This window comes from Azospirillum endophyticum, assembly GCF_016595245.1.
Taxonomy (GTDB): domain Bacteria; phylum Pseudomonadota; class Alphaproteobacteria; order Azospirillales; family Azospirillaceae; genus Azospirillum; species Azospirillum endophyticum.
Genome location: NZ_JAENHM010000073.1, coordinates 440859 through 460411 on the forward strand (window position 1 = coordinate 440859; position 19553 = coordinate 460411).

The following is a 19553-nucleotide window of genomic DNA, read 5'->3' on the forward strand; positions in this document are numbered from 1 at the left end:
GCTCGTGCTTGGCCGGGCTGTTTTGGGAGGCTACACTCGTGCTCATGAAGATTCTCGTCATCGAAGATGATCGCCAGGCCGCCAGCTACCTCGCCAAGGGGCTGAAGGAGGCCAGCCATGTGGTGGATGTCGCCAACGACGGGAAGGAAGGCCTGTTCCTGGCCGGGGCCGAGCATTACGACGTGATGATCGTCGACCGCATGCTGCCCGGCCGCGACGGCCTGTCGCTGGTCCAGGTGCTGCGAGCCGCCGGCAACGACACGCCGGTGCTGTTCCTGTCGGCGCTGGGCAGCGTCGACGACCGGGTGAAGGGGCTGAAGGCCGGTGGCGACGATTACCTGACCAAGCCCTTCGCCTTTTCCGAATTGCTGGCGCGGATCGAGGTGCTGGTGCGCCGGCGCGGCGCCGCCCAGCCGCAGACCCGCCTGACCGTGGGCGACCTGGAACTCGATCTGCTGTCGCGCAGCGTCAAGCGGTCCGGCAAGGCCATCGACCTGCTGCCGCGCGAGTTCTCGCTGCTGGAATATCTGATGCGCAACGCCGGCAGCGTGGTGACCCGCACCATGATGCTGGAGAATGTGTGGGACTATCACTTCGATCCGCAGACCAACGTGATCGACGTCCACATCGCCCGCCTGCGCCAGAAGATCGACAAGGATTTCCCGACGCCCCTGATCCACACCGTGCGTGGTGCCGGATACAGCCTGCGCGCGGCGGAGGCGTAAAAGACTTCATGGAGTTTGGATCGTGACGGCGGCGATTCCCTTCGCTGCGGAGGGAGAAGGCCTGTGCTGAAAGGCGAGGCGCATTCCGCCGGCCTGCACGGCTTCGCAGCCGCGGTCCTGCGGCTGGTGCGGACCACGGCGTTCCGGCTGGCGCTGCTCTATCTGGCGATGTTCGTGCTGTCGGTCGGGCTGATCCTGGGCGTCGTCTACCGCACCACGGCGGGCTTCCTGGAGCAGGAGATCGGCGAGACCATCGCGCTCGAGGTCGCCGGCCTGCAGGACCATTACCGCAACTACGGACTTCCCGGCCTCGTCGAGGTGGTGCGGACGCGCAGCGCCGTGCCCAACAACAACTCCATCTATCTGCTGACCACGGCCGCGGGAAGCATCCTGGCCGGCAACCTGTCGGGCTGGCCGGCGGCGGTGCCCAATGCCAGCGGCTGGACCCATTTCAAGGTCGCCGATTACGGCGGGGTCACCGACCGCCCGTCCACGGCACAGGCGGTGACCTTCACGCTGCCGGGACAGTTCCGCCTGCTGGTCGGGCGCGACATGAGCGAGATCGACCAGCTGCGCACCCGCATGTTCCGCTCGCTGGGTTGGATCCTGGGGGCGACCGCCCTGCTGGGGCTGGGCGGCGGGTTGCTGATGAGCCGCGGCGCCATGCGGCGGATCGAGGCGATCAACCGCACCACCCGGCAGATCATGAGCGGCGATCTGAGCGAGCGGGTGCCGCGCTTCGGCGGCGGCGACGAGATGGACCGGCTCGCCGGAAATCTCAACGCCATGCTGGACCGCATCGAGCGGCTGATGACCGGCATGCGGCAGGTGACCGACAGCGTGGCCCATGATCTGCGCACGCCGCTGACCCGCCTGCGCTCCCGCATCGAGCTTGCGCTGCTGCACGAGACCGAGGACCCGGAGGTCTACCGGACCGTCCTGCAGGACACGATCGCCGAGGCCGACCGGCTGCTCGCCACCTTCACCGCACTGCTGTCGATCGCCGAGGCGGAATCGGGCGCCAAGCGGCAGGACTTCGTGCCGGTCGAGCTGGCCGAGGTGGTGGAGCTGGCTGCCGACCTCTACGAACCGGTGGCCGAGGAGCGCGGGCAGCGGCTGTCGCTGGACATCCGCGCCAGGCCGACCGTCCGCGGCAACGGCCAGCTCCTGGCCCAGGCGGTGTCGAACCTGCTGGACAATGCCATCAAATACACGCCGGACGGCGGCATCATTACGCTCGTGCTCGACGGTCCGGCCCCCGGCCGTGCCGCCTGCATCGAGGTCGCCGACAATGGTCCCGGCATTCCGGCGGAGATGCGCGACAAGGTCATCCAGCGCTTCGTCCGGCTCGACACCGCGCGGGCGTCACCCGGCAACGGGCTGGGGCTCAGCCTGGTGGATGCGGTGGCGACGCTGCATGGCGCCCGGCTGGAACTGGGCGACAACGAGCCGGGGCTGAAGGTCGGTCTGGTGTTCCCGCCCGAGGCCCGGCGCTAGCGGGCTTCCGTGCGGCGGTCAAAAAGAAGCCCGCCGTGAGGCGGGCTCTTCAAGTGACATCAGCGAGAATGACTCCTTGGCGTCAAAGGTTGATATGGGCCGGCCGGAACCGCCTTCCATACTCATCTTCGGACTACCGCCGATGGCCTAGCCTGCCGACTTTCCGCAACGTTGGCGGATCCTGCGCGTTCTTCCCCCGGGGCCGTCCGCCGGGCGGTCGCAAGCGTGGGAGTTTCGAGAGATGGCGACACCCAGCCGGCCAACCGCCTATCACGCCGCCACGCCCGGCGGCGGGCCGACGCAGGACGAGCCGCCGGCACGGGCCGGGCGCGGGGAACTGGCCGTCTTCACTTGGAAAGTGCTGATCGTCGCCGGGGTGGCGGCGCTGGGGATCTTCCTGTGGAAGATATCCGGCACGCTGCTGCTGATCTTCACCGGCGTGCTGTTCGCCATCCTGCTGCAGCGGCTGACCGGCTATGTGCAGCGGGGGACAGGGCTGGGCCATGGCTGGTCGCTGGCCATCGTGCTGGTGGTGCTGGTCCTGCTGGTCGGCGGCGGCGTCTGGCTGATGGGCACCTCGATGGCGGCGCAGCTCGGCCAGTTGCAGGAGCAGGTGACCAAGGCCATGGGCATGCTGCCCGACGGCTGGCGCGAGCGCATCACGGAGCAGGGCAAGGAATGGCCCTGGATGAACCAGTTGAGCAGTTTCGCCTCCGGCCTCGTCTATGTCGTCGGCGATGCCGTGGTGGTGATGTTCGCGGCGCTCTATCTGGCGGCGTCGCCGGGGGTCTACCAGCGGGGCGTGGTCCTGCTGGTGCCGCCGCGCGGCCAGAAGCGGGCCTGCGAAGTGATGGACGTCGCCGGGGACAGCCTGTGGAAATGGCTGATCGGGCAGCTCGTCGCGATGGCGGCGGTGGGAACGATGATCGCGGTCGGGCTTTGGCTGCTCGGCATCCCGTCGGCGCTGGCGCTGGGCATCGTCGCCGGGCTGCTGGAATTCATCCCGCTGGTCGGCCCCTTCCTGGCGGCGGTGCCGGCCCTGCTGATCGGCTTCGCCCAGTCGCCGCAGGACGCGCTGTGGGTCGCCGGGCTCTATCTGGTCATCCAGCAGGTCGAAGGCAACCTGATCACGCCGCTGCTGCAGAAACGGGTGGTCGACCTGCCGCCGGTGGTCACCATCGGCGCCATCGCCGCCGGCGGGGTGCTGTTCGGCATCATGGGCATGTTCCTGGCGACGCCGCTCGCCGTGGTCGTGCTGGTCCTGGTCAACCTGCTCTATATCGAGGACAAGCTGGGGCAGCCCAGGCACTTCCCCAGCGACCATTCCTGAGCGACCGGTTCCCGGTCCCTCAGCCTTCCGCCGGAGCGGTCGCGGAGCGGCCGGGATCGGCGGAGCGCAGCGGCAGTTCCTTGAGGAACAGCGTCATGGCGAAGGAGACGACCGCCAGCGCCGCCGCCAGTAGGAACAGAGTGGCGAAGCCATGCTCCAGAGTCGCCACCACCCCGCCGCGGGCGGCGGGGGGCAGCGCGGCCAGGGCGGCGGCGCCATGGTCGAGAACCGCGCGGCCGGACAGGCCGGCACTCTCGAGCCGTTCGGACACCACCGCGTTGAACACGGCGCCGAACACGGCGACGCCGACCGACCCGCCGAGCGAGCGGAAGAACCCCACCGCCGCGGTGGCGGCGCCCAGATCGCGCTGGTCCACCGCGTTCTGCACGGCCACCGTCATCACCGGCATCACCAGCCCCAGCCCCATGCCCAGCGGCACCAGGATCAGGGTCGACCACAGCCCGTCCGCCGCCAGAGCGGGCAGGGTGCCCAGCAGCGCGTACATCGCGCAGGACAGTGCCAGGCCGGCCAGCGGAAAGGCCTTGTAGCGCCCGGTCCGCGCGATCAGGCGTCCGCCGCCGACCGATCCGACGGTCATGCCCAGCACCAGCGGCAGCAGCAGCAGCCCCGACGTCGTGGCGCTGGCTCCCTGAACCAGCTGGAGGTGAAGCGGCAGATAGACGATGCCGGCGAACAGGACCATCGCCGACACCGCCACCACCGGTGTCGCGACCGCCACCACCGGGAGGCGGAACAGGTGGAGCGGCAGGATCGGCTCCTCGATCCGGCGCTCATGCCAGAGGAAGACCGCCAGCAGGACGAGGCCGGCGCCCAGCAGGCCCAGCGCCGCCGGGCTGCCCCAGCCCATGGCGTCACCGCGGGTGGCGACGACCAGCAGGCTGGTCACCGCACCGGTCAGCAGCGCCGCCCCGGCCAGATCGATGCGCGGCCTGGCCCGGCCGGCGGGCAGGCGCGACAGGGTGCCGCGGGTCATGGCGAGCGCCGCGACTCCCAGCGGCAGGTTGATCAGGAAGATCCAATGCCAGCCGATGGTCTCGGTGAAGATGCCGCCCAGCAGCGGACCGGCGACGCTGGCCAGCGCGAAGACGCCGCCGATCATGCCCTGGTAGCGCCCGCGCTCGCGCGGGGCGACCACGTCGCCGATGATGGTGAAGGCCAGCGACATCAGCCCGCCGCCGCCCAGCCCCTGAAGCCCGCGGAACAGGATCAGCTGCGTCATGCTCTGCGCCATCGCGCACAGCACGGAACCGGCGAGGAACAGCACGATCGCCGTCTGCAGCACCCGCTTGCGGCCATAAAGGTCCGACAGCTTGCCGTAGATCGGCGTGGTGGTGGTGGAAGTCAGCAGATAGGCGGTGACGACCCAGGGCAGCATGTCCAGACCGCCGAACTGGCTCGCCATCGTCGGCAGCGCCGTGGCGACGATGGTCTGGTCCATCGCCGCCATCAGCATCGCCAGCGCCACGCCGCTGAACACCCGCAGGATTTCCTGGTGGGTGAAGACGGGATGCGCGGAGGCGGGCTGGGCCGGGCGGGCGGCGGTCTCTGTCATGGTCGGGCGTCTCTGACTGAAGGCTTTGAACGATCAAATCTCCCTCTCCCCCCCCCCGGGGAGAGGGTCGGGGTGAGGGGGATACACGGGGAGGATTTTCGGTAAAGGGCCGCCGCGCGACCCCCTCACCCTAACCCTCTCCCCGGGGGGAGAGGGGACATAGCTGAGGCTCACCCTCCTCACCGGTCCAGCGACATCGTCGGCATGCGGGCCTGGACGCCTTCGCCCTGCGCAGCGGCCAGCAGGGGCCGCAGCTGGGCCAGCAGCGGGCGCAGCTCGGCCACGGCGGCCAGGGCGCCGACCAGTTCGCCCTTGCCCGACACCAGATCCATCAGCTGGTCGGTCACCGATTTCGGCGGCGGGTAGGGAGCCAGCGTCACCGCGGCGTCGGGAGACAGGCCGGCGGCGGTGCGGGCCAGGGTCAATGCCTGCTCCTGGCCGCCCAGATCGTCGACGAGACCGAGTTCGCGGGCCTGGGCACCGGTCCAGACGCGGCCCTTGGCGACGCCGCGTGCCTGTTCCGGCGACATCCGCCGGGCTTCGGCGACCCTCTGCAGGAAATTGGCATAGGTGTCGTCGATGATGGCATTCAGCCGTTCGGACTCGCTGTCGGCGAAGGGGCGCAGCGGCGACCACATGCCGGCGTTCCGTCCGCCCTGCACCCGGTCCCAGTGCACGCCGAGCTTGTCGGACAGGCCGCCGACGGCAAATTTGCCGGCGACGACGCCGATCGAGCCGGTGACGGTGGCGGGCGAGGCGACGATGCGGTCGGCGGCGAGCGCGATCCAATAGCCGCCCGAGGCGGCGGTGTCGCCCATGCTGGCGATCACCGGCTTGCCGCTCTGCCGCGCCCTGACCAGCGCCCGCCGGATCGCCTCGGACGCGGAAACGGCACCGCCGCCGCTGTCGATGCGGAACAGGATGGCACGGACCTCGGGATCGTCGGTGGCATCCTCGATGGCCTCGACGATGGTCTCCGACCCGGCGGAAACGCCGCCCAGCGCCGGCTTGCCGCTCTCGCCGCCGGTGATGGTGCCGACGGCATGGATCAGCGCGATGGTCGGCCCGTGGTCGTTGGGGCTGCCGGCGACCGACAGATAGTCGGCCGGCTCCATCGTCTCGGCAGTGTCGCCGGCCCGCTTCAACGCCGCGTCGCGGGCCTCGTCGGCATAGCCGAGCTTGTCGACGAGCTTCTGGTCCAGCGCTTCCTTGCTCAGCAGCGGCGCCTTGTCCATGGCCGCCCGCACCGCGGCGGGGGCGAGGCGCCGGCTCTTGGCGATGCCGTCGACCAGTTGGTTGGTCAGATCGGAGACCAGGGACTCCATCATCTCGCGGTTTGCCGGGGTCATGCCGGCCTTGGTGAAGGTCTCGGCGAAGCTCTTGTATTCCTCGCGCTGGGCGAATTGCGGCTGCACGCCCAACTGGTCGAAGGCGTCGCGGGCGAAGGGCAGTTCCGCCGACAGGCCGGTGATGCCCAGCGTGCCCAGCGGCTGCAGCCAGACCTCGTCGAAGGCACTGGCCAGCAGGTAGGAGCGGTTGCCGGGCCCGGCTCCGCCATACTCCTCGGCGAAGGCCACGGCGAAGCGGCCGGAGGCGCGGAAGCGCTCGATGGCGGTCCGCAGTTCCTGCGTCTGGGCGAAGCCGACGCTGTCGTCGCCGAAACGGGCCAGCACGCCCTTCACCCGCGGGTCGCGCCGTCCGCCGTCCAGGGCGTCCAGCACTTCGCGCAGCGTCGCCTGATGTTCGAACAGGCTGCCGATCCTGCCGCTCTCGCTTTCGGCCAGCGGCTTGGTCAGGTCGAGTTCCAGCACCACCGAATCGGGCAGGGTGGGTTCATGACGGACCGCCAGCACCACCACCGTCACCGCACCGGCCACCAGCAACAGGCCGATGAGCGCGAACAGACGGACGAAGAAACGGACGATCGCCATGATTCCTACCTTGTGTGGCCTCGACGGTGCCGGGGGACGGCGGTAACGATCCTGCTCTCGCAGAGCCTGCCCCTATCGATCCTGGCTGTGGTACTCGCGGTTCGGGATCATGTCCACCGCGGTCGCCAGGCGGTTGGACATGTTGTAGAAGGCCGCCGTATCGGCAATGTCGAAGATGTCTTCCGCGCTGAATCCGACGGCGCGCAACGCCTCGCGGTCGGGCTCGCCCACCGACATCGGGTCCTCGGTCAGCTTCCAGGCGAAGTCGAGCATGGCGCGCTGGCGCGGTTCCAGCAGGGCGACGCGGTAATTGGCGACCAGCATCTCGCCCAGCTCCGGATCGCCGGACAGCTTGCGCACCGCCTGCCCATGGGCGACCAGGCAGTAGTAGCAATGGTTGGCGGAGGAGACGACGACCGCGATCATCTCGCGCTCGAGCTTGCTGAGGCCGCTCTCGCCCAGCATCAGCTCGTTGTAGAGCATGGCGAAGTTGCGCAGCTTCTTCGGCCGTAGGCTGTAGGCCTGGAGCACGTTGGGCACGAAGCCCAGCTTTTCCGTGCACTTGTCGAACAGCGCCTGCATGTCGGCGTCGAGGTCCGGCTTTTCCGGCAGGGCCAGGGCCATGACGTGATCGGGTTGCGGCATCGGGCGGTTCCTCTTCTCTTTGATTGGTGGGCCTGTGCGGCCGGGCGAGGGTAACCGCGGCGGGGTCGGCTTGTCTCCCGTTCCGCTTGCCTCTCGCCAATTGGGACCGGCTGTGCCAGAAGGGGAGGAGTGAATGCGGGGATATGGCCCGGTTGGCGAGACAGGGGGCGATGACCCAGCCGAAGCTCGATCTTCTCTCCGTCCTGGTGGTGGAGGACAGCGGGTTCATCCGCACGGTCCTGGCCGCCACCCTGCGTGCCATCGGCATCGGCCGGGTCGAGGGCGTGGCGAGCGGCGCCGACGCGATCCGCTGGCTAGAGGACCGCCGCGCGGCGCTGCCGCCGGGGACCGCTCCGGTCGACTTGATCCTGTCCGATCTGGTGATGCCCGAGGTGAACGGGCTGATGCTTCTGCGGTGGATTCGCTCCAGCCCCAGGAGCCCGGACAAGTTCCTGCCGGTCCTGATGCTGTCGGGCGCTGCCGACCGCCAGTATGTGGAGCAGGCACGCGATCTCGGCGCCACCGACTTCATCGCCAAGCCGTTCTCCGCCCAGACGATCGCCAGCCGCCTGCTGTTCGCCCTTGCCCGGCCGCGCCGCTTCGTGCTGGCCAAGGGCTATTTCGGCCCCGACCGCCGCCGCGCCGACAAGCCGGTGGCGATGGATTGCCGGATGACCGCGCCGTCGGAGATCCTGATCGTGCACAGCGCGTCGAAGGCACGCGGCATCGACCGTTTCCCCGTCATCTATTTCGACCTGCCCAACCGGCTGGGCGCCAAGGTCGGCCTTGCCCCGCGCGATCCGGTCCCGACTTTGCCGCCGGAAGTTCTCGCCGCCGCGGAGGAGGAGATCCTGAACCGTGCCGGCGATTACGCCGTCTGGATCGGCGCGGAGGTGGAGGAGATGGGCCGCCGCATCGACCGGCTGCCGCATGAGCCGGCGGCGGTGCCCGGCCTGCTGGCCCAGGTCAACCGCTCCGCCCACGAGATGCGGGGGCAGGGCGGCATCTTCGGTTATCCCCTGATCACCCACATCGCCAAGTCGCTCTACGAAGCGACCCGCAACGGTCCGACCGCCGTGACCGCCAGCGAGCACCTGCTGTTCAAGGCCCATGTGGATGCGATCAGGGCGGTGATGACCGGCCGCGTCAGCGGCGACGGCGGGGCCACCGGGCAGCAACTGCTGGCGTCGCTGGAGGTGGCGAAGCGCAAGCACGCCAAGGCGAGTGGGGCAGGGTGAGGGGCTTCAAACTTCCCTTATCCTAGGGGGCGTGATCCCTACCGAATGTCAGCTCCTTTCCGTACCCTCACGCCGCCCGGATTTTCCCGATGAAGGCGGCCACGTCGTTGCGCAGGCCGTCGGCGTTCCGCTTCAGCGCGTCGGCCATGGAGAGAACCTCCTTCGCCATCGCGCCGGCGCGTCCGGCTTCGGTGCCGACCAGGGCGGCGTTGTGGGACACCTCGTCGGTGCCGTCGGCGGCTTGGCGGACGTTGCGGCCGATCTCCGCGGTGGCGGCGTTCTGCTCCTCCACCGCGGCGGCAACGGCGGAGATGTTCTCCTCGATCCGGGTCACGATGGTGCCGATGTCGTCGATGGCGGTGACGGTGTGGCCGGTCGCCGACTGGATCTCGGCGACCTTGGCGGTGATGTCCTCGGTGGCCTTGGCGGTCTGGTTGGCGAGCTGCTTCACCTCCTGGGCCACCACCGCGAAGCCCTTGCCGGCCTCGCCGGCGCGGGCGGCCTCGATGGTGGCGTTCAGCGCCAGCAGGTTGGTCTGGCTCGCGATGTCGGTGATCATCCGGACGATCTCGCCCACCTGCCGGGCGGCGGCGCTGAGATCGCCGATGACTTCGGCGGTGTGCCGGACGTCGGTGACCGCCCGTTCCGCCATCTCGGTCGAGCCCGCCATCTGCCGCCCGATCTCGGCGATGGAGGCGGTCAGCTCCTCCGCCGCTGCCGCGACCGCCTGAACATTGTCGGACGCTCCCTCCGACGCGCGGGCGACGGAGAGCACATGGACTTCGGTGTCCGACGCGATGCGGCTCATCTGCTCGGCATTGCCGCGCAGGCCGCTGGCGGCGCCCGCCAGTTGTTCGGCGACCTTTTCGATATGGCGGTCGAACTCCGCCACCAGCCGTTCCAGCCGCTCGGCCTCGCGCAGGCGGTCCTCCTGGTGCCGCCGCTGCTCGGCGGTGAGCCGGTCCGCCTCGGCGAGGCCGAGACGGAACTGGTCGAGGCGGCGGGCCATGGCGCCCAGCTCGTCCGCGCGTCCGGCCCCGTCGATGGTCAGGTCGCGTTCTCCGGCCTCCAGCCGGGCCATGTCGCCGTTCAGGCGGGCGATGGGCCGGGTGATGTTGCGGGCGACCAGCACGGCGATGACGCTCATCGTCACCAGCAGGATCGCCAGACCGGCGGCAACCCCGATCAGCCGGTTCATCGAGTCCCGTGCGTCGCGGTTGGCGAGCCCGATCAGGTCTTCGGCGACATGGGTTTCGACGCTGCGCAGCATGTCGATGGTGACGGTGATGGTATCGAACCACTTTCCAGCGTCGATGCCCCGGTTGTCCGCCCCATAGGCGGAGGCGACGCCGATCCGCCGCATCCGCTCGACCTCGGCGATGGCCGGGCCGGCGAGGGTCTGATCGTAATAATGCGCCTGTTCCGCCGTCAGCTTGGACTTCAGGCCGCCCATCAGCGCCTTGTACTCGCCCGACAGCTCGATGAAACGCTCATGCGCGTCGGCGGGGAAGCGGTCCTTGCGGAAGGCGCCGCCGCCCACGGCGCGCTGCTGCCCCAGCCGTTCCTTCGCCTCCGACAAGGAGACCATGGCGTCGGCGGCGCGCAGCTGGTCGCTGTCGTCGGACAGGGAGCGCGCCTGCCCGGCGGCGTCCAACAGCTTGCGGATCGTCGCGCTGTAACTTTTCACCACCTCCATCGAGGACTGCGACAGGCCGTCGACGCCGGAGCGCAGTCCGGCCAGCTGCGACAATGCGTCGCGGGCGCCGGTGAACGCTTCGGCGACCTGGGGATCGCGGATGCGGGCATCGGCGAATTGCCGGGTCAACTCCGCCAGCCTGGCGTCGGCCGCGGTCCGCACCGTCTCCATGCGCCGGCGGTCGTCGTCCAGCTTGCCGCTGAGGAAGATGGAGGAGGACCCGCGCTCCTTCTGCAGCTCATGCACCAGGCTGGTCATGCCCACCGACAGACGGGTGACGGAGGCGAGATCGGCGGCCCGGCGGCTGGAGTCGACCTGTTCCCAGACCAGCAGCGACGACAGGACGACCACCCCGCCTATCGGGACGGACAGGGCGAGCACCATCTTCCGCGTGAAGCGCAGGTCGCCGAGCAGCCGATCCGCAACCTTCAAAAGCGAAACCATCTCATAACTCCAGCAGACGAGGCTGTCACGACATGACCACAGAGAATTTCCGGCCGAAGGTATGAAAGCCAAGGAGTTAAAGCACAGTTAGGTTTAACCACGAGGTTGGTGGGGTGATTGTTAAGTCACTCCATGACCGGACCCGTCCGGCGGATCCCGGCCAAAGCGCTGCGCCGGACCGTCCGGCCGCGAAATTTGCCTCGCTTCCGTCGCGTCGCGGCGGTAGAACGTCAGTCCCGGTCCGCAGGTCTCTTGGGTTCGTGGCGTGACCGGAGCGGTCTTCCGGAGCGTCCATGTCCAACACCGAATTCCATCGCATCAAGCGCCTGCCGCCCTACGTCTTCGCCGAAGTCAACGCGATGAAGGCGCGAGCTAGGGCCAACGGCGCCGACATCGTCGACCTCGGCATGGGCAATCCCGACCAGGCGACCCCGCAGCACATCGTCGACAAGCTGGTCGAGGCCGTGCGCGATCCGAAGACGCACCGCTATTCGAACTCCCGCGGCATCCCCGGCCTGCGCAAGGCCCATGCCGCCTATTACAAGCGCCGCTTCAACGTCGACGTCGATCCCGAGACCGAGTGCATCGTCACCATCGGTTCGAAGGAAGGTCTGGCCAACCTCGCCCAGGCGATCACCAGCCCGGGCGACATCATCCTTGTGCCGAATCCCAGCTATCCGATCCATCCCTTCGGCTTCATCTTGGCCGGCGCCTCGGTGCGCCACCTGCCGGTGGGCATGGAGAACGGGGCGTCGACCGACATCGACAGCTTCATGATCATGCTGGAGCGCGCGGTGCGCCACAGCGTGCCGAAGCCGCTGGCGCTGGTTCTGAACTACCCGTCGAACCCGACGGCCGAGGTGGTCGGGCTGGACTTCTACCGCCCGATCGTCGAGTTCTGCCGCAAGCACGGCATCTACATCCTGTCCGATCTGGCCTACGCCGAGATCTTCTTCGACAACGACCCGCCGCCGTCGATCCTGGAGATTCCGGAAGCGCGCGAGATCGCGGTCGAGTTCACCTCGATGTCGAAGACCTATTCGATGGCCGGCTGGCGCATCGGCTTCGCCACCGGCAACAAGACGCTGATCACCGCGCTGGCCCGCATCAAGTCGTATCTCGACTACGGCGCCTTCACGCCGATCCAGGTCGCCGCCGCCGCCGCGCTGAACGGTCCGCAGGACTGCGTGCAGCAGGTGCGCGACATGTACAAGCAGCGCCGCGACGTGATGATCGAGGGTCTGGCCGCCGCCGGCTGGGAAGTCCCCAGCCCGAAGGCGTCGATGTTCGCCTGGGCGCCGATCCCGCCGCAATTCGCCCATCTGGGCTCGCTGGAGTTCTCCAAGCTGCTGCTGCAGCAGGCGGAGGTCGCGGTGGCGCCCGGCATCGGCTTCGGCGAATACGGCGACGGCCATGTCCGCCTGGCGATGGTGGAGAACGTCCACCGCATCCGCCAGGCGACCCGCAACATCAAGGAGTTCTTCCGCTCCAACGCCGGCGGCGTTGCGGCGAGCAAGGACCCGGTGGCCCGCGCCGCCCTTCTGGAATCCGAGAAAGCGAAAGCCTGATGCCGAACGCCCAGCAAGCCCCCCTGAAAATCGCCGTTGCCGGCCTTGGTACGGTCGGTGCCGGTGTCCTCAAGCTGCTGGAAACGCAAGGCTCGCTGATCGAACAGCGCTGCGGCCGCCGGATCGAGGTGGTCGCGGTCAGCGCCCGGTCGAAGGGCAAGGACCGCGGCGTCGCCCTGTCGCGCGTTCAATGGTTCGACGATCCCGTCGCCATGGCCGCCCAATCCGGCGCCGATCTGGTGGTGGAGCTGATCGGCGGGTCGGAAGGCCCGGCGCGCGACACCGTCGCCACGGCGCTGGAAACCGGCAGGCATGTGGTCACCGCCAACAAGGCGCTGCTGGCGATCCACGGTACCGAGATCGCGCAGAAGGCCGAAGCCCGCGGCTTGGCCGTCGCCTTCGAGGCGGCGGTGGCCGGCGGCATCCCGATCATCAAGGGGCTGCGCGAGGGTCTTGCCGCCAATTCCGTCTCGGAAATCCACGGCATCCTGAACGGCACCTGCAACTACATCCTGACGGAGATGCGGACCACCGGCCGCGATTTCGCCGACGTGCTGGCCGACGCCCAGGATCTCGGCTATGCCGAGGCCGATCCCAGCTTCGACGTCGACGGCGTCGATGCCGCGCACAAGCTGGCGATCCTCGCTTCCGTCGCCTTCGGCACGGCGGTCGATTTCGCCTCCGTCTTCATCGAGGGCATCCGGCAGGTCGCGGCGGTCGATTTCGACTATGCCGATCAGCTCGGCTTCCGCATCAAGCTGCTGGGCATCGCCCGGCGCACCGATGCCGGGATCGAGCAGCGCGTGCATCCCTGCATGGTGCCGAAGACCGCTCCGATCGCCTCGGTGGACGGCGTCTTCAATGCCGTGGTGGCCCAGGCCGATTTCGCCGACCGGGTGCTGTTCGTCGGCCGCGGCGCCGGCGCCGGCCCGACCGCGTCGGCGGTGGTGGCCGATCTGATCGACATCGCCCGCGGGCGGTCGACGCCCATTTTCGGCGTCTCGGCCGGGCTGCTGGGTGCCGCCACCCCTTCGCCGATGGAAGCGCGCCGCGGGGCGTACTACGTCCGCCTGATGGTGAAGGACCGTCCCGGTGTGATAGCGGATATCGCGGCGGCGATGCGCGACCAGGGCGTCTCGATGGAGCAGTTCCTGCAACGCGGCCGTTCGCCGGACGAAGGCGTTCCGGTGGTCCTGACCACCCATGACACCGACGAGGCGTCCATGCAGCGCGCGCTTGCGACCATCGCTGCCAGCGACACGGTTCTGGAGCCGCCGCGGATGATCCGGATCGAGCAGTTCTGAGCCAGAGCCTATTCCGAACAGGACAGCCTTGACCTGCCCCGTTTCCCACCTAACCAAACACAGCCTGATACGACCGAAGAGTCGGGGGGAGCACACGATGTCTACGCCGTCTACGCATGTCGACCTGTCCCACATGGACCGCAACCTCGCGCTGGAGGCCGTCCGCGTGACCGAGGCCGCCGCCCTGTCGGCCTCGCTGCTGATGGGCCGCGGCGACGAGAAGCTGGCAGACCAGGCCGCGGTCGACGCCATGCGCCAGGCGCTCAACACGCTCTACATCGACGGCACCGTCGTGATCGGCGAGGGTGAGCGCGACGAGGCTCCGATGCTGTACATCGGCGAGAAGGTCGGCGCCGGCATCGGCTCCGGCCCGAAGGTCGACATCGCGCTCGACCCGCTGGAAGGCACCACCATCTGCGCCACCGGCGGTCCGAACTCGCTGGCCGTCATCGCCATGGCGGAGGAGGGCGGCTTCCTGAACGCTCCCGACGTCTACATGGACAAGATCGCCGTCGGCGCCGGCCTGCCGGACAACGTCGTCGATCTGGATGAGACGCCGGCCAACAACCTGAAGGCGCTGGCCGCCGCCAAGGGCACCGAGGTGCAGGAACTGCTGGTCTGCATCCTGAACCGTCCGCGCCATGCCGAGCTGATCGCCCGCGTCCGCGAAGCCGGCGCCCGCATCATGCTGATCAACGACGGCGACGTGTCGGGCGTCATCGCCACCAGCCAGGCCGGCACCGGCGTCGACATGTATGTCGGCTCCGGCGGTGCGCCGGAAGGCGTGCTGGCCGCAGCGGCGCTGCGCTGCATCGGCGGCCAGTTCCAGGGCCGCCTGCTGTTCCGCAACGACGACGAGAAGGCCCGCGCCGCCAAGTGGGGCGTCACCGACCTCGACAAGAAGTACAGCCTGCACGAGCTGGCGCGCGGCAACGTCATGTTCGCCGCCACCGGCGTCACCGACGGCGCCATGCTGAAGGGCGTCCGCCGCTTCCCCGGCGGTGCCTACACCCACTCGGTGATCATGCGCTCCAAGTCGGGCACGGTCCGCTACATCGAGGCGCACCACAACCTGTCGCGCAAGGTGAGCGTGAAGTAAGGGTTTCGTCGCCGGTCCTGGGCACAGGGCCGGACGATCTAAGGAAAGGGCGCGCGGGAGACAATCCCGCGCGCCCTTTCCTTTGTCCAATTCCCCTGGGAGTGGTTACGGCTTGCTGCTCGCGGTCGTCTGCGCGGCGGCGGGATAGACGCCCAGCGTGTTCCACAATGCCGAGCAGTTGCTCGCCTGATCCATACCGGAGACCGGCATCGTCGCCACCGACGCCCGGCTGTTGAAGACGTTCAGCGCGCCGGTGGGAGTGTAGGCGGTCAGTCCGGCCGGGGCGGTCGGGTTCTTAGCGAAGCTGGCCCAGGTGGAGGTCATCGTGCCGGCCAGCGTGCTGTCAGCCTGCGGGGGCTGGCCGACCAGGACGTTCAGCGTGCTGAACACATAAGGCAGCTCGTTGGCATGGCAGACATTGCCGTTGCTCGGCGAGCAGGCCTGAACCGCCTCGCCCTTCGCCGTCTTGTAGAGATCGTAGATCGGCTGCTGCCCGAACAGATAGCCGTAGATCGGCGTCGTGCCCTTGACCTTGGCGATCTGGCCGTAGGCCTGTCCGGCCGTCCACAGGTTGGCGCAGTGGAAGGCGAAGTCGTCGATCAGGAGGTTGGTCGTCTGGGCGGTGCCGTTGGTGATCTTGTCCTTGCCGAAATAGGACGGCGAGTTGGCCGCCGGAGCGACATAGGGCAGCTGGCCGGCACTGTTCTTGTAGGCGGCGATCGTCTTCCGCGCGGTGTCGTCGGGAATCGCCTTCGACAGGATCTTGTTGTATTCCACCGGCAGGTAGGGGCCGGGAACACCGGCCGCGATCATCGCGGCGAAGATCGCCCCCTCGTCGGCGTTGACGCCGAACAGGAAGGGCTTCTGCGGCATTCCGCCGGCGAATCCGGCGATCGGCTGGGCGACGACGTCGCTGCCGTCGATGGTGGGGGCCCAGGGCAGCGAATCCGCCAGGGCCCCGCCGGCAGGGGCAGGGCCGCCGCCGTTGCCGATGCCCAGGTTGAGGAAGTCGGCCTGGGCCGCCAGGATGGTGTTGGCCGACAGGCCCTGCAGCCACGCCATGTTGCCGGGGCAGCTCAGGAGCTTGAGCGTCTTGGTGCAGAGCCAGTGGATGAAGTTCGTCCCCTGGCGCCGGGTGTCGGCGATGGGGCGGTACAGCGAGCCGATCGGGTTGCTTTCCATGATCGCCGCCTGGAACAGCGGGGCGCTGGCCGGGGAGGCGAACAGATGCAGCCCGGCCGACATCGCACCGGCGCTCTCACCGAACAGCGTCACCTGCGACGGATCGCCGCCGAAGCGGGCGATGTTGGCCTGGACCCACCGCAGGGCGTTGCGCTGGTCGTCCAGGCCGAAATTGCCGTTGATGTCGACCGTCTGCGCGCCCTTGGTGCCGTCCGCCGGAACCTGGGCCGCCATGAAGCCCAGCGCGCCCAGCCGGTAGTTCAGCGTGACCACGACGACGTCGTTCGTCGCCAGCGCCGTCCCGTCATAGATCGGCGAGCCGCCGGACCCCAGAACGAAGGCGCCGCCGTGGATGAACACCATCACCGGCAGTTTGGCCGTTGGGTTGTTCAGCGAGGCGGATGGCGCCCAGACATTGAGATAGAGGCAATCCTCGCCGGTCGCCGGCGGCTCGTCGTTCCAGGCCGGCAGCTTCTGCATGCACTGGTTCTGCACATTCACCGCCTGCATGGCGGGGGAGGGCGGCCAGGACGCCACCGCGCTGGGCATCCAGCGGTTCGGCGGCACCGGCTGCTGCGCGACGTAGGGAATGCCGCGATAGGCGGTCACCCCGGCCGTCTCCTGGGCGCCGCAGAGTGCGGCGGTGGCGTTCGTCGCATCGGTCCAGATCGTCGTCGGATCGGACGAGGTACAAGCGGGGGATGACGGCGGTTGGGGGTTGGGTTTTGCCGGAGGGGGAGTGGCCGCCCAAGCGGCCTGTCCCAGGAGGGGCAGGGCGAGGAGTCCGGCGACAACCAGGGAATTGATCGCTCTTTTCGGAATGATCTTCATGGCGAGTGGCCTCGACGGTGGAATGTCAGAGAATATTCCGTCCAATTAATACGCGTACTCCTATCGATTTATGATTTCAGGATGCAAACACTCCTAATTTATTCGCGCGCCCAGCTTACCGGGAGGGTTGCCGATCGCCTCGGCCCCCGGAATTCCTGCATGTCTCTGTTCCATCCGCTCCGCGCAAGGCTGAAATGGCCTCGGCGCAGGGTGTTGTCTGTTGATTTCGCAAGTGCAAAAGCCAAAATAGGCTCATGTAATCAGCGCCAAGCGCAGGAGATCATCATGGCCTACTCTTCGATGCAGTCTACGTCTGGTGAATTGTTTGCCGCCGGAACAAAGGAAACCTCCCTCTTTCAACGTGCCGTCCATTGGGTTCGCGAGCGAATTGAACTTCGTCGTGCCGAAAATGAGCTGATCCATATGTCCGATGCCGAACTGTCGGACATCGGGCTGACCCGCGGCGAAATCCACATGGCGGTCCGTCGCGGCGCCTGACGGCAGGCCGGTGAAAGGCCGGGCTGTCGACCGGCCGGCTATCGAAGGGTTTGCCCACAGAGTCTGGCGCAAGGCGGCCGATCGAGTCCCGAATGCGGAAAGCCCCGGAAAATTACCGGGGCTTTCGCATATGAACCACCATTAACCTTTTCTTCATGGACCCTGCCCATGCGGCACATATGCCTGGGAAGGGTTGCGCGATGCAGCATGATTATGGTTAATGAAGTTTAACATTATCCCCGGTTCTGTTCGAAAATGGAAACGGGGCGCCTTCGGGAACCCCATCATCCTCCGTGAGAGCCGTGGACGAAGCATGAGTCTCATTCATCGCCTTCAGTCGCTGGAAGCGGAGCGGGATGCCGCCCGGGAGGAAGCCGAGCGCGCCAATCTCGCGAAGTCGAAATTCCTCGCCGCCGCCAGCCACGACCTCCGCCAGCCGCTCCAAGCCCTGTTCTTCCTGTCCGCCGCGCTCGCCCGCCATGTCGGCGATCATGGCGGGCGCGATCTGCTGTCCCGGCTCGACCAGGGCTTGGACACGATGAAGGGGCTGCTGGACGGCCTGCTGGAGGTGTCGCGGCTGGAGGCCGGGGTGGTGACCCCGGTGCTGGACACCTTCGCAGCCAGCGAGATCGCCGATGCGATCGACGCAACCTATGGCGAGCAGGCGACCTCCAAGGGGCTGGTGTGGCGGGTGGAAAGTTGCGACGCGGTCCTGCGCAGCGACCGTGGCCTGCTGATGCAACTGCTGCGCAATCTGGTCGACAATGCCCTCCGCTATACCGAGGCCGGGGCGATCCGCATCCGCTGCCGCATCGATTCCTCGGCAGGGGACGACCGTCTGGCGATCGAGGTGCAGGACACCGGAATCGGCATTCCGCCCGAACATCTCGACCGCATCTTCGAAGAGTTCCATCAGGTCGACAACCCCGAACGTGACCGGCTGCGCGGGTTGGGTCTGGGATTGGCCATCGTGCGGCGGCTGTCGCAGCTGCTCGACCACCCGGTCGAGGTGCGGTCGGTGCAGGGGCAGGGCTCCGCCTTCCGCGTCCTGGTGCCGCTCGCACCGGCCCGCTTCCTCGCCGGACGGGCGGGAGGCCCGGAGCGGCCGCCGACGATCGACCGGCCGCGTCTGGCAGTGCTGGTCGACGACGACGCGGTGGTGCTGCTGGGGTTGCAGACGGTGCTGACCGAATGGGGCTTCCGCGTCGTCGCCGCCGACAGCGCCGACCGGGCGATGGACCGGCTGGAGTCGCTGGGGCGGGTGCCCGACATCGTCATCGCCGATTACCGGCTGCGCGAGGGGCGGGTCGGCACCGAGGTGATTCGCCGCGTGCGCGGACGCTATGGTGCGGAGGTTCCCGCCCTGATCCTGACCGGCGAGACCGGTGCCGACACGCTGGCCGATGCCTCGGCCCACGGCGTCGCGATCCTGCACAAGCCGGTGACCCCGCGCCAACTCCAGGCCGAGGTCGATCGCCAGCTGCGGATCACGCGTGGCAGTGACGTGGCGCAAGCGGCGCAATAGGCACGCGGAGCGACGGCATTCCGGCCCGGCCCAGCCCGACCTGGTCCGCCGTTCCTGATCCCGATCCTTAAATGAGCGCCTCTTGGCGCATGCCATCCACCACGTCCCCCGCCGGGGCGGCGTCACGGTCATGGCCGTCCAGCGCGCCGCGGCCATTTTCCGTCAGACGGCAGACCAACCAATCCGGCTTCAGCGGGTTTTCGAACCAGCGCTCCGCCCAGCCGGCCTTCAGGCAGGCCTCGATGGTCGCCTTCTTCACGCGTTGTCCGCGCTCGTCGAACAGCGGCAGCTTGCCGCCGGGCTGCTCCAGCCCACGGCGCAGCCACGCCCCCTGGATGTCGGACGGGGTGCTGCGGGACGGCTGGCGGCGGGACTTGGCCATGGGGTGAACGACTCTTGCGGCTTTTGGGATCGGACGGGCTTGCCGGCCCCGGTGAGGGCTGTGGCAAACTGCGGGCATCCTACGC

General features: G+C 68.3%; 15 protein-coding genes. 9 read left to right on the forward strand and 6 right to left on the reverse strand.

The window, feature by feature from the left end; genetic code table 11:
- Window positions 1–44 precede the first annotated feature (44 nt).
- The 3 genes from JHL17_RS29025 (at window position 45) to JHL17_RS29035 (ending at window position 3552) form a co-directional block, all read left to right on the forward strand.
- The gene (locus JHL17_RS29025; protein WP_200198498.1) at window positions 45–725 is read left to right on the forward strand and encodes a winged helix-turn-helix domain-containing protein; all 681 of its coding nucleotides are present in this window, start codon (window positions 45–47) and stop codon (window positions 723–725) included.
- A gap of 63 nt (window positions 726–788) precedes the next feature.
- The gene (locus tag JHL17_RS29030) at window positions 789–2222 is read left to right on the forward strand and encodes an ATP-binding protein (protein ID WP_200198107.1); all 1434 of its coding nucleotides are present in this window, start codon (window positions 789–791) and stop codon (window positions 2220–2222) included.
- Window positions 2223–2463: 241 nt separating this feature from the next.
- The gene (locus JHL17_RS29035) at window positions 2464–3552 is read left to right on the forward strand and encodes an AI-2E family transporter (protein ID WP_200198108.1); all 1089 of its coding nucleotides are present in this window, start codon (window positions 2464–2466) and stop codon (window positions 3550–3552) included.
- Between the two features lie 19 nt (window positions 3553–3571).
- On the opposite strand, the gene JHL17_RS29040 is transcribed toward JHL17_RS29035, so the two are convergent.
- The 3 genes from JHL17_RS29040 to JHL17_RS29050 all read right to left on the reverse strand — a co-directional run bounded on the left by JHL17_RS29040 (window position 3572) and on the right by JHL17_RS29050 (window position 7701).
- Complete coding sequence (locus JHL17_RS29040; protein WP_200198109.1) at window positions 3572–5125, reverse strand: MDR family MFS transporter; 1554 nt, start codon at window positions 5123–5125, stop codon at window positions 3572–3574.
- Between the two features lie 179 nt (window positions 5126–5304).
- Window positions 5305–7056 carry a signal peptide peptidase SppA gene (gene sppA / locus JHL17_RS29045; protein WP_200198110.1) on the reverse strand — a complete coding sequence of 584 codons (1752 nt, stop codon included), beginning with the start codon at window positions 7054–7056 and terminating at the stop codon, window positions 5305–5307.
- Between the two features lie 72 nt (window positions 7057–7128).
- Window positions 7129–7701 carry a peroxidase-related enzyme gene (locus JHL17_RS29050; RefSeq protein ID WP_200198111.1) on the reverse strand — a complete coding sequence of 191 codons (573 nt, stop codon included), beginning with the start codon at window positions 7699–7701 and terminating at the stop codon, window positions 7129–7131.
- Window positions 7702–7871: 170 nt separating this feature from the next.
- Between JHL17_RS29050 and JHL17_RS29055 the strand changes: the two genes are divergently transcribed.
- Entirely contained in the window at window positions 7872–8939 is a 1068-nt protein-coding gene (locus JHL17_RS29055) for a response regulator (RefSeq protein WP_200198112.1), read from the forward strand.
- Window positions 8940–9006: 67 nt separating this feature from the next.
- Here JHL17_RS29055 and JHL17_RS29060 read toward each other — a convergent pair whose 3' ends face one another.
- The gene (locus tag JHL17_RS29060) at window positions 9007–11079 is read right to left on the reverse strand and encodes a methyl-accepting chemotaxis protein (RefSeq protein WP_200198113.1); all 2073 of its coding nucleotides are present in this window, start codon (window positions 11077–11079) and stop codon (window positions 9007–9009) included.
- 293 nt (window positions 11080–11372) lie between these two features.
- Between JHL17_RS29060 and JHL17_RS29065 the strand changes: the two genes are divergently transcribed.
- From JHL17_RS29065 to glpX, 3 genes are all read left to right on the forward strand, one after another.
- Window positions 11373–12647 carry an LL-diaminopimelate aminotransferase gene (locus JHL17_RS29065; RefSeq protein WP_098740140.1) on the forward strand — a complete coding sequence of 425 codons (1275 nt, stop codon included), beginning with the start codon at window positions 11373–11375 and terminating at the stop codon, window positions 12645–12647.
- Window positions 12647–13951, forward strand: coding sequence for a homoserine dehydrogenase (locus tag JHL17_RS29070; RefSeq protein WP_200198114.1), 1305 nt, complete (start codon window positions 12647–12649; stop codon window positions 13949–13951). Before JHL17_RS29065 ends, JHL17_RS29070 begins: the two co-directional genes overlap by 1 nt.
- 97 nt (window positions 13952–14048) lie before the next feature.
- Window positions 14049–15050, forward strand: a complete 1002-nt coding sequence (gene glpX, locus JHL17_RS29075; RefSeq protein ID WP_247893879.1) for a class II fructose-bisphosphatase — start codon at window positions 14049–14051, stop codon at window positions 15048–15050.
- A 105-nt stretch (window positions 15051–15155) separates the two neighbouring features.
- On the opposite strand, the gene JHL17_RS29080 is transcribed toward glpX, so the two are convergent.
- Window positions 15156–17063 (reverse strand): carboxylesterase family protein, encoded by a 1908-nt coding sequence (locus tag JHL17_RS29080; RefSeq protein ID WP_200198115.1) that lies wholly within the window; start codon window positions 17061–17063, stop codon window positions 15156–15158.
- A gap of 159 nt (window positions 17064–17222) precedes the next feature.
- On the opposite strand from JHL17_RS29080, the gene JHL17_RS29085 reads away from it, so the two are divergent.
- Both JHL17_RS29085 and JHL17_RS29090 read left to right on the forward strand, forming a co-directional pair.
- Window positions 17223–17561, forward strand: a complete 339-nt coding sequence (locus JHL17_RS29085) for a DUF1127 domain-containing protein (RefSeq protein WP_200198116.1) — start codon at window positions 17223–17225, stop codon at window positions 17559–17561.
- Between the two features lie 313 nt (window positions 17562–17874).
- Entirely contained in the window at window positions 17875–19086 is a 1212-nt protein-coding gene (locus tag JHL17_RS29090; protein ID WP_200198117.1) for an ATP-binding response regulator, read from the forward strand.
- Between the two features lie 67 nt (window positions 19087–19153).
- On the opposite strand, the gene JHL17_RS29095 is transcribed toward JHL17_RS29090, so the two are convergent.
- A complete protein-coding gene (locus JHL17_RS29095; protein ID WP_200198118.1) occupies window positions 19154–19468 on the reverse strand; it encodes a hypothetical protein in 315 nt (104 codons plus the stop codon).
- Window positions 19469–19553: the final 85 nt, after the last annotated feature.

Excerpts from the sequence above, each read along its gene's own strand:
- JHL17_RS29080 (WP_200198115.1), bottom strand. The coding sequence starts at position 17,063 with ATGAAGATCATTCCGAAAAGAGCGATCAATTCCCTGGTTGTCGCCGGA.
- sppA (WP_200198110.1), bottom strand. The coding sequence starts at position 7,056 with ATGGCGATCGTCCGTTTCTTCGTCCGTCTGTTCGCGCTCATCGGCCTG.
- JHL17_RS29035 (WP_200198108.1), top strand. The coding sequence starts at position 2,464 with ATGGCGACACCCAGCCGGCCAACCGCCTATCACGCCGCCACGCCCGGC.
- JHL17_RS29065 (WP_098740140.1), top strand. The coding sequence starts at position 11,373 with ATGTCCAACACCGAATTCCATCGCATCAAGCGCCTGCCGCCCTACGTC.
- JHL17_RS29055 (WP_200198112.1), top strand. The coding sequence starts at position 7,872 with ATGACCCAGCCGAAGCTCGATCTTCTCTCCGTCCTGGTGGTGGAGGAC.
- JHL17_RS29060 (WP_200198113.1), bottom strand. The coding sequence starts at position 11,079 with ATGGTTTCGCTTTTGAAGGTTGCGGATCGGCTGCTCGGCGACCTGCGC.
- glpX (WP_247893879.1), top strand. The coding sequence starts at position 14,049 with ATGTCTACGCCGTCTACGCATGTCGACCTGTCCCACATGGACCGCAAC.
- JHL17_RS29070 (WP_200198114.1), top strand. The coding sequence starts at position 12,647 with ATGCCGAACGCCCAGCAAGCCCCCCTGAAAATCGCCGTTGCCGGCCTT.
- JHL17_RS29050 (WP_200198111.1), bottom strand. The coding sequence starts at position 7,701 with ATGCCGCAACCCGATCACGTCATGGCCCTGGCCCTGCCGGAAAAGCCG.
- JHL17_RS29090 (WP_200198117.1), top strand. The coding sequence starts at position 17,875 with ATGAGTCTCATTCATCGCCTTCAGTCGCTGGAAGCGGAGCGGGATGCC.
- JHL17_RS29040 (WP_200198109.1), bottom strand. The coding sequence starts at position 5,125 with ATGACAGAGACCGCCGCCCGCCCGGCCCAGCCCGCCTCCGCGCATCCC.
- JHL17_RS29025 (WP_200198498.1), top strand. The coding sequence starts at position 45 with ATGAAGATTCTCGTCATCGAAGATGATCGCCAGGCCGCCAGCTACCTC.
- JHL17_RS29085 (WP_200198116.1), top strand. The coding sequence starts at position 17,223 with ATGTCTCTGTTCCATCCGCTCCGCGCAAGGCTGAAATGGCCTCGGCGC.
- JHL17_RS29095 (WP_200198118.1), bottom strand. The coding sequence starts at position 19,468 with ATGGCCAAGTCCCGCCGCCAGCCGTCCCGCAGCACCCCGTCCGACATC.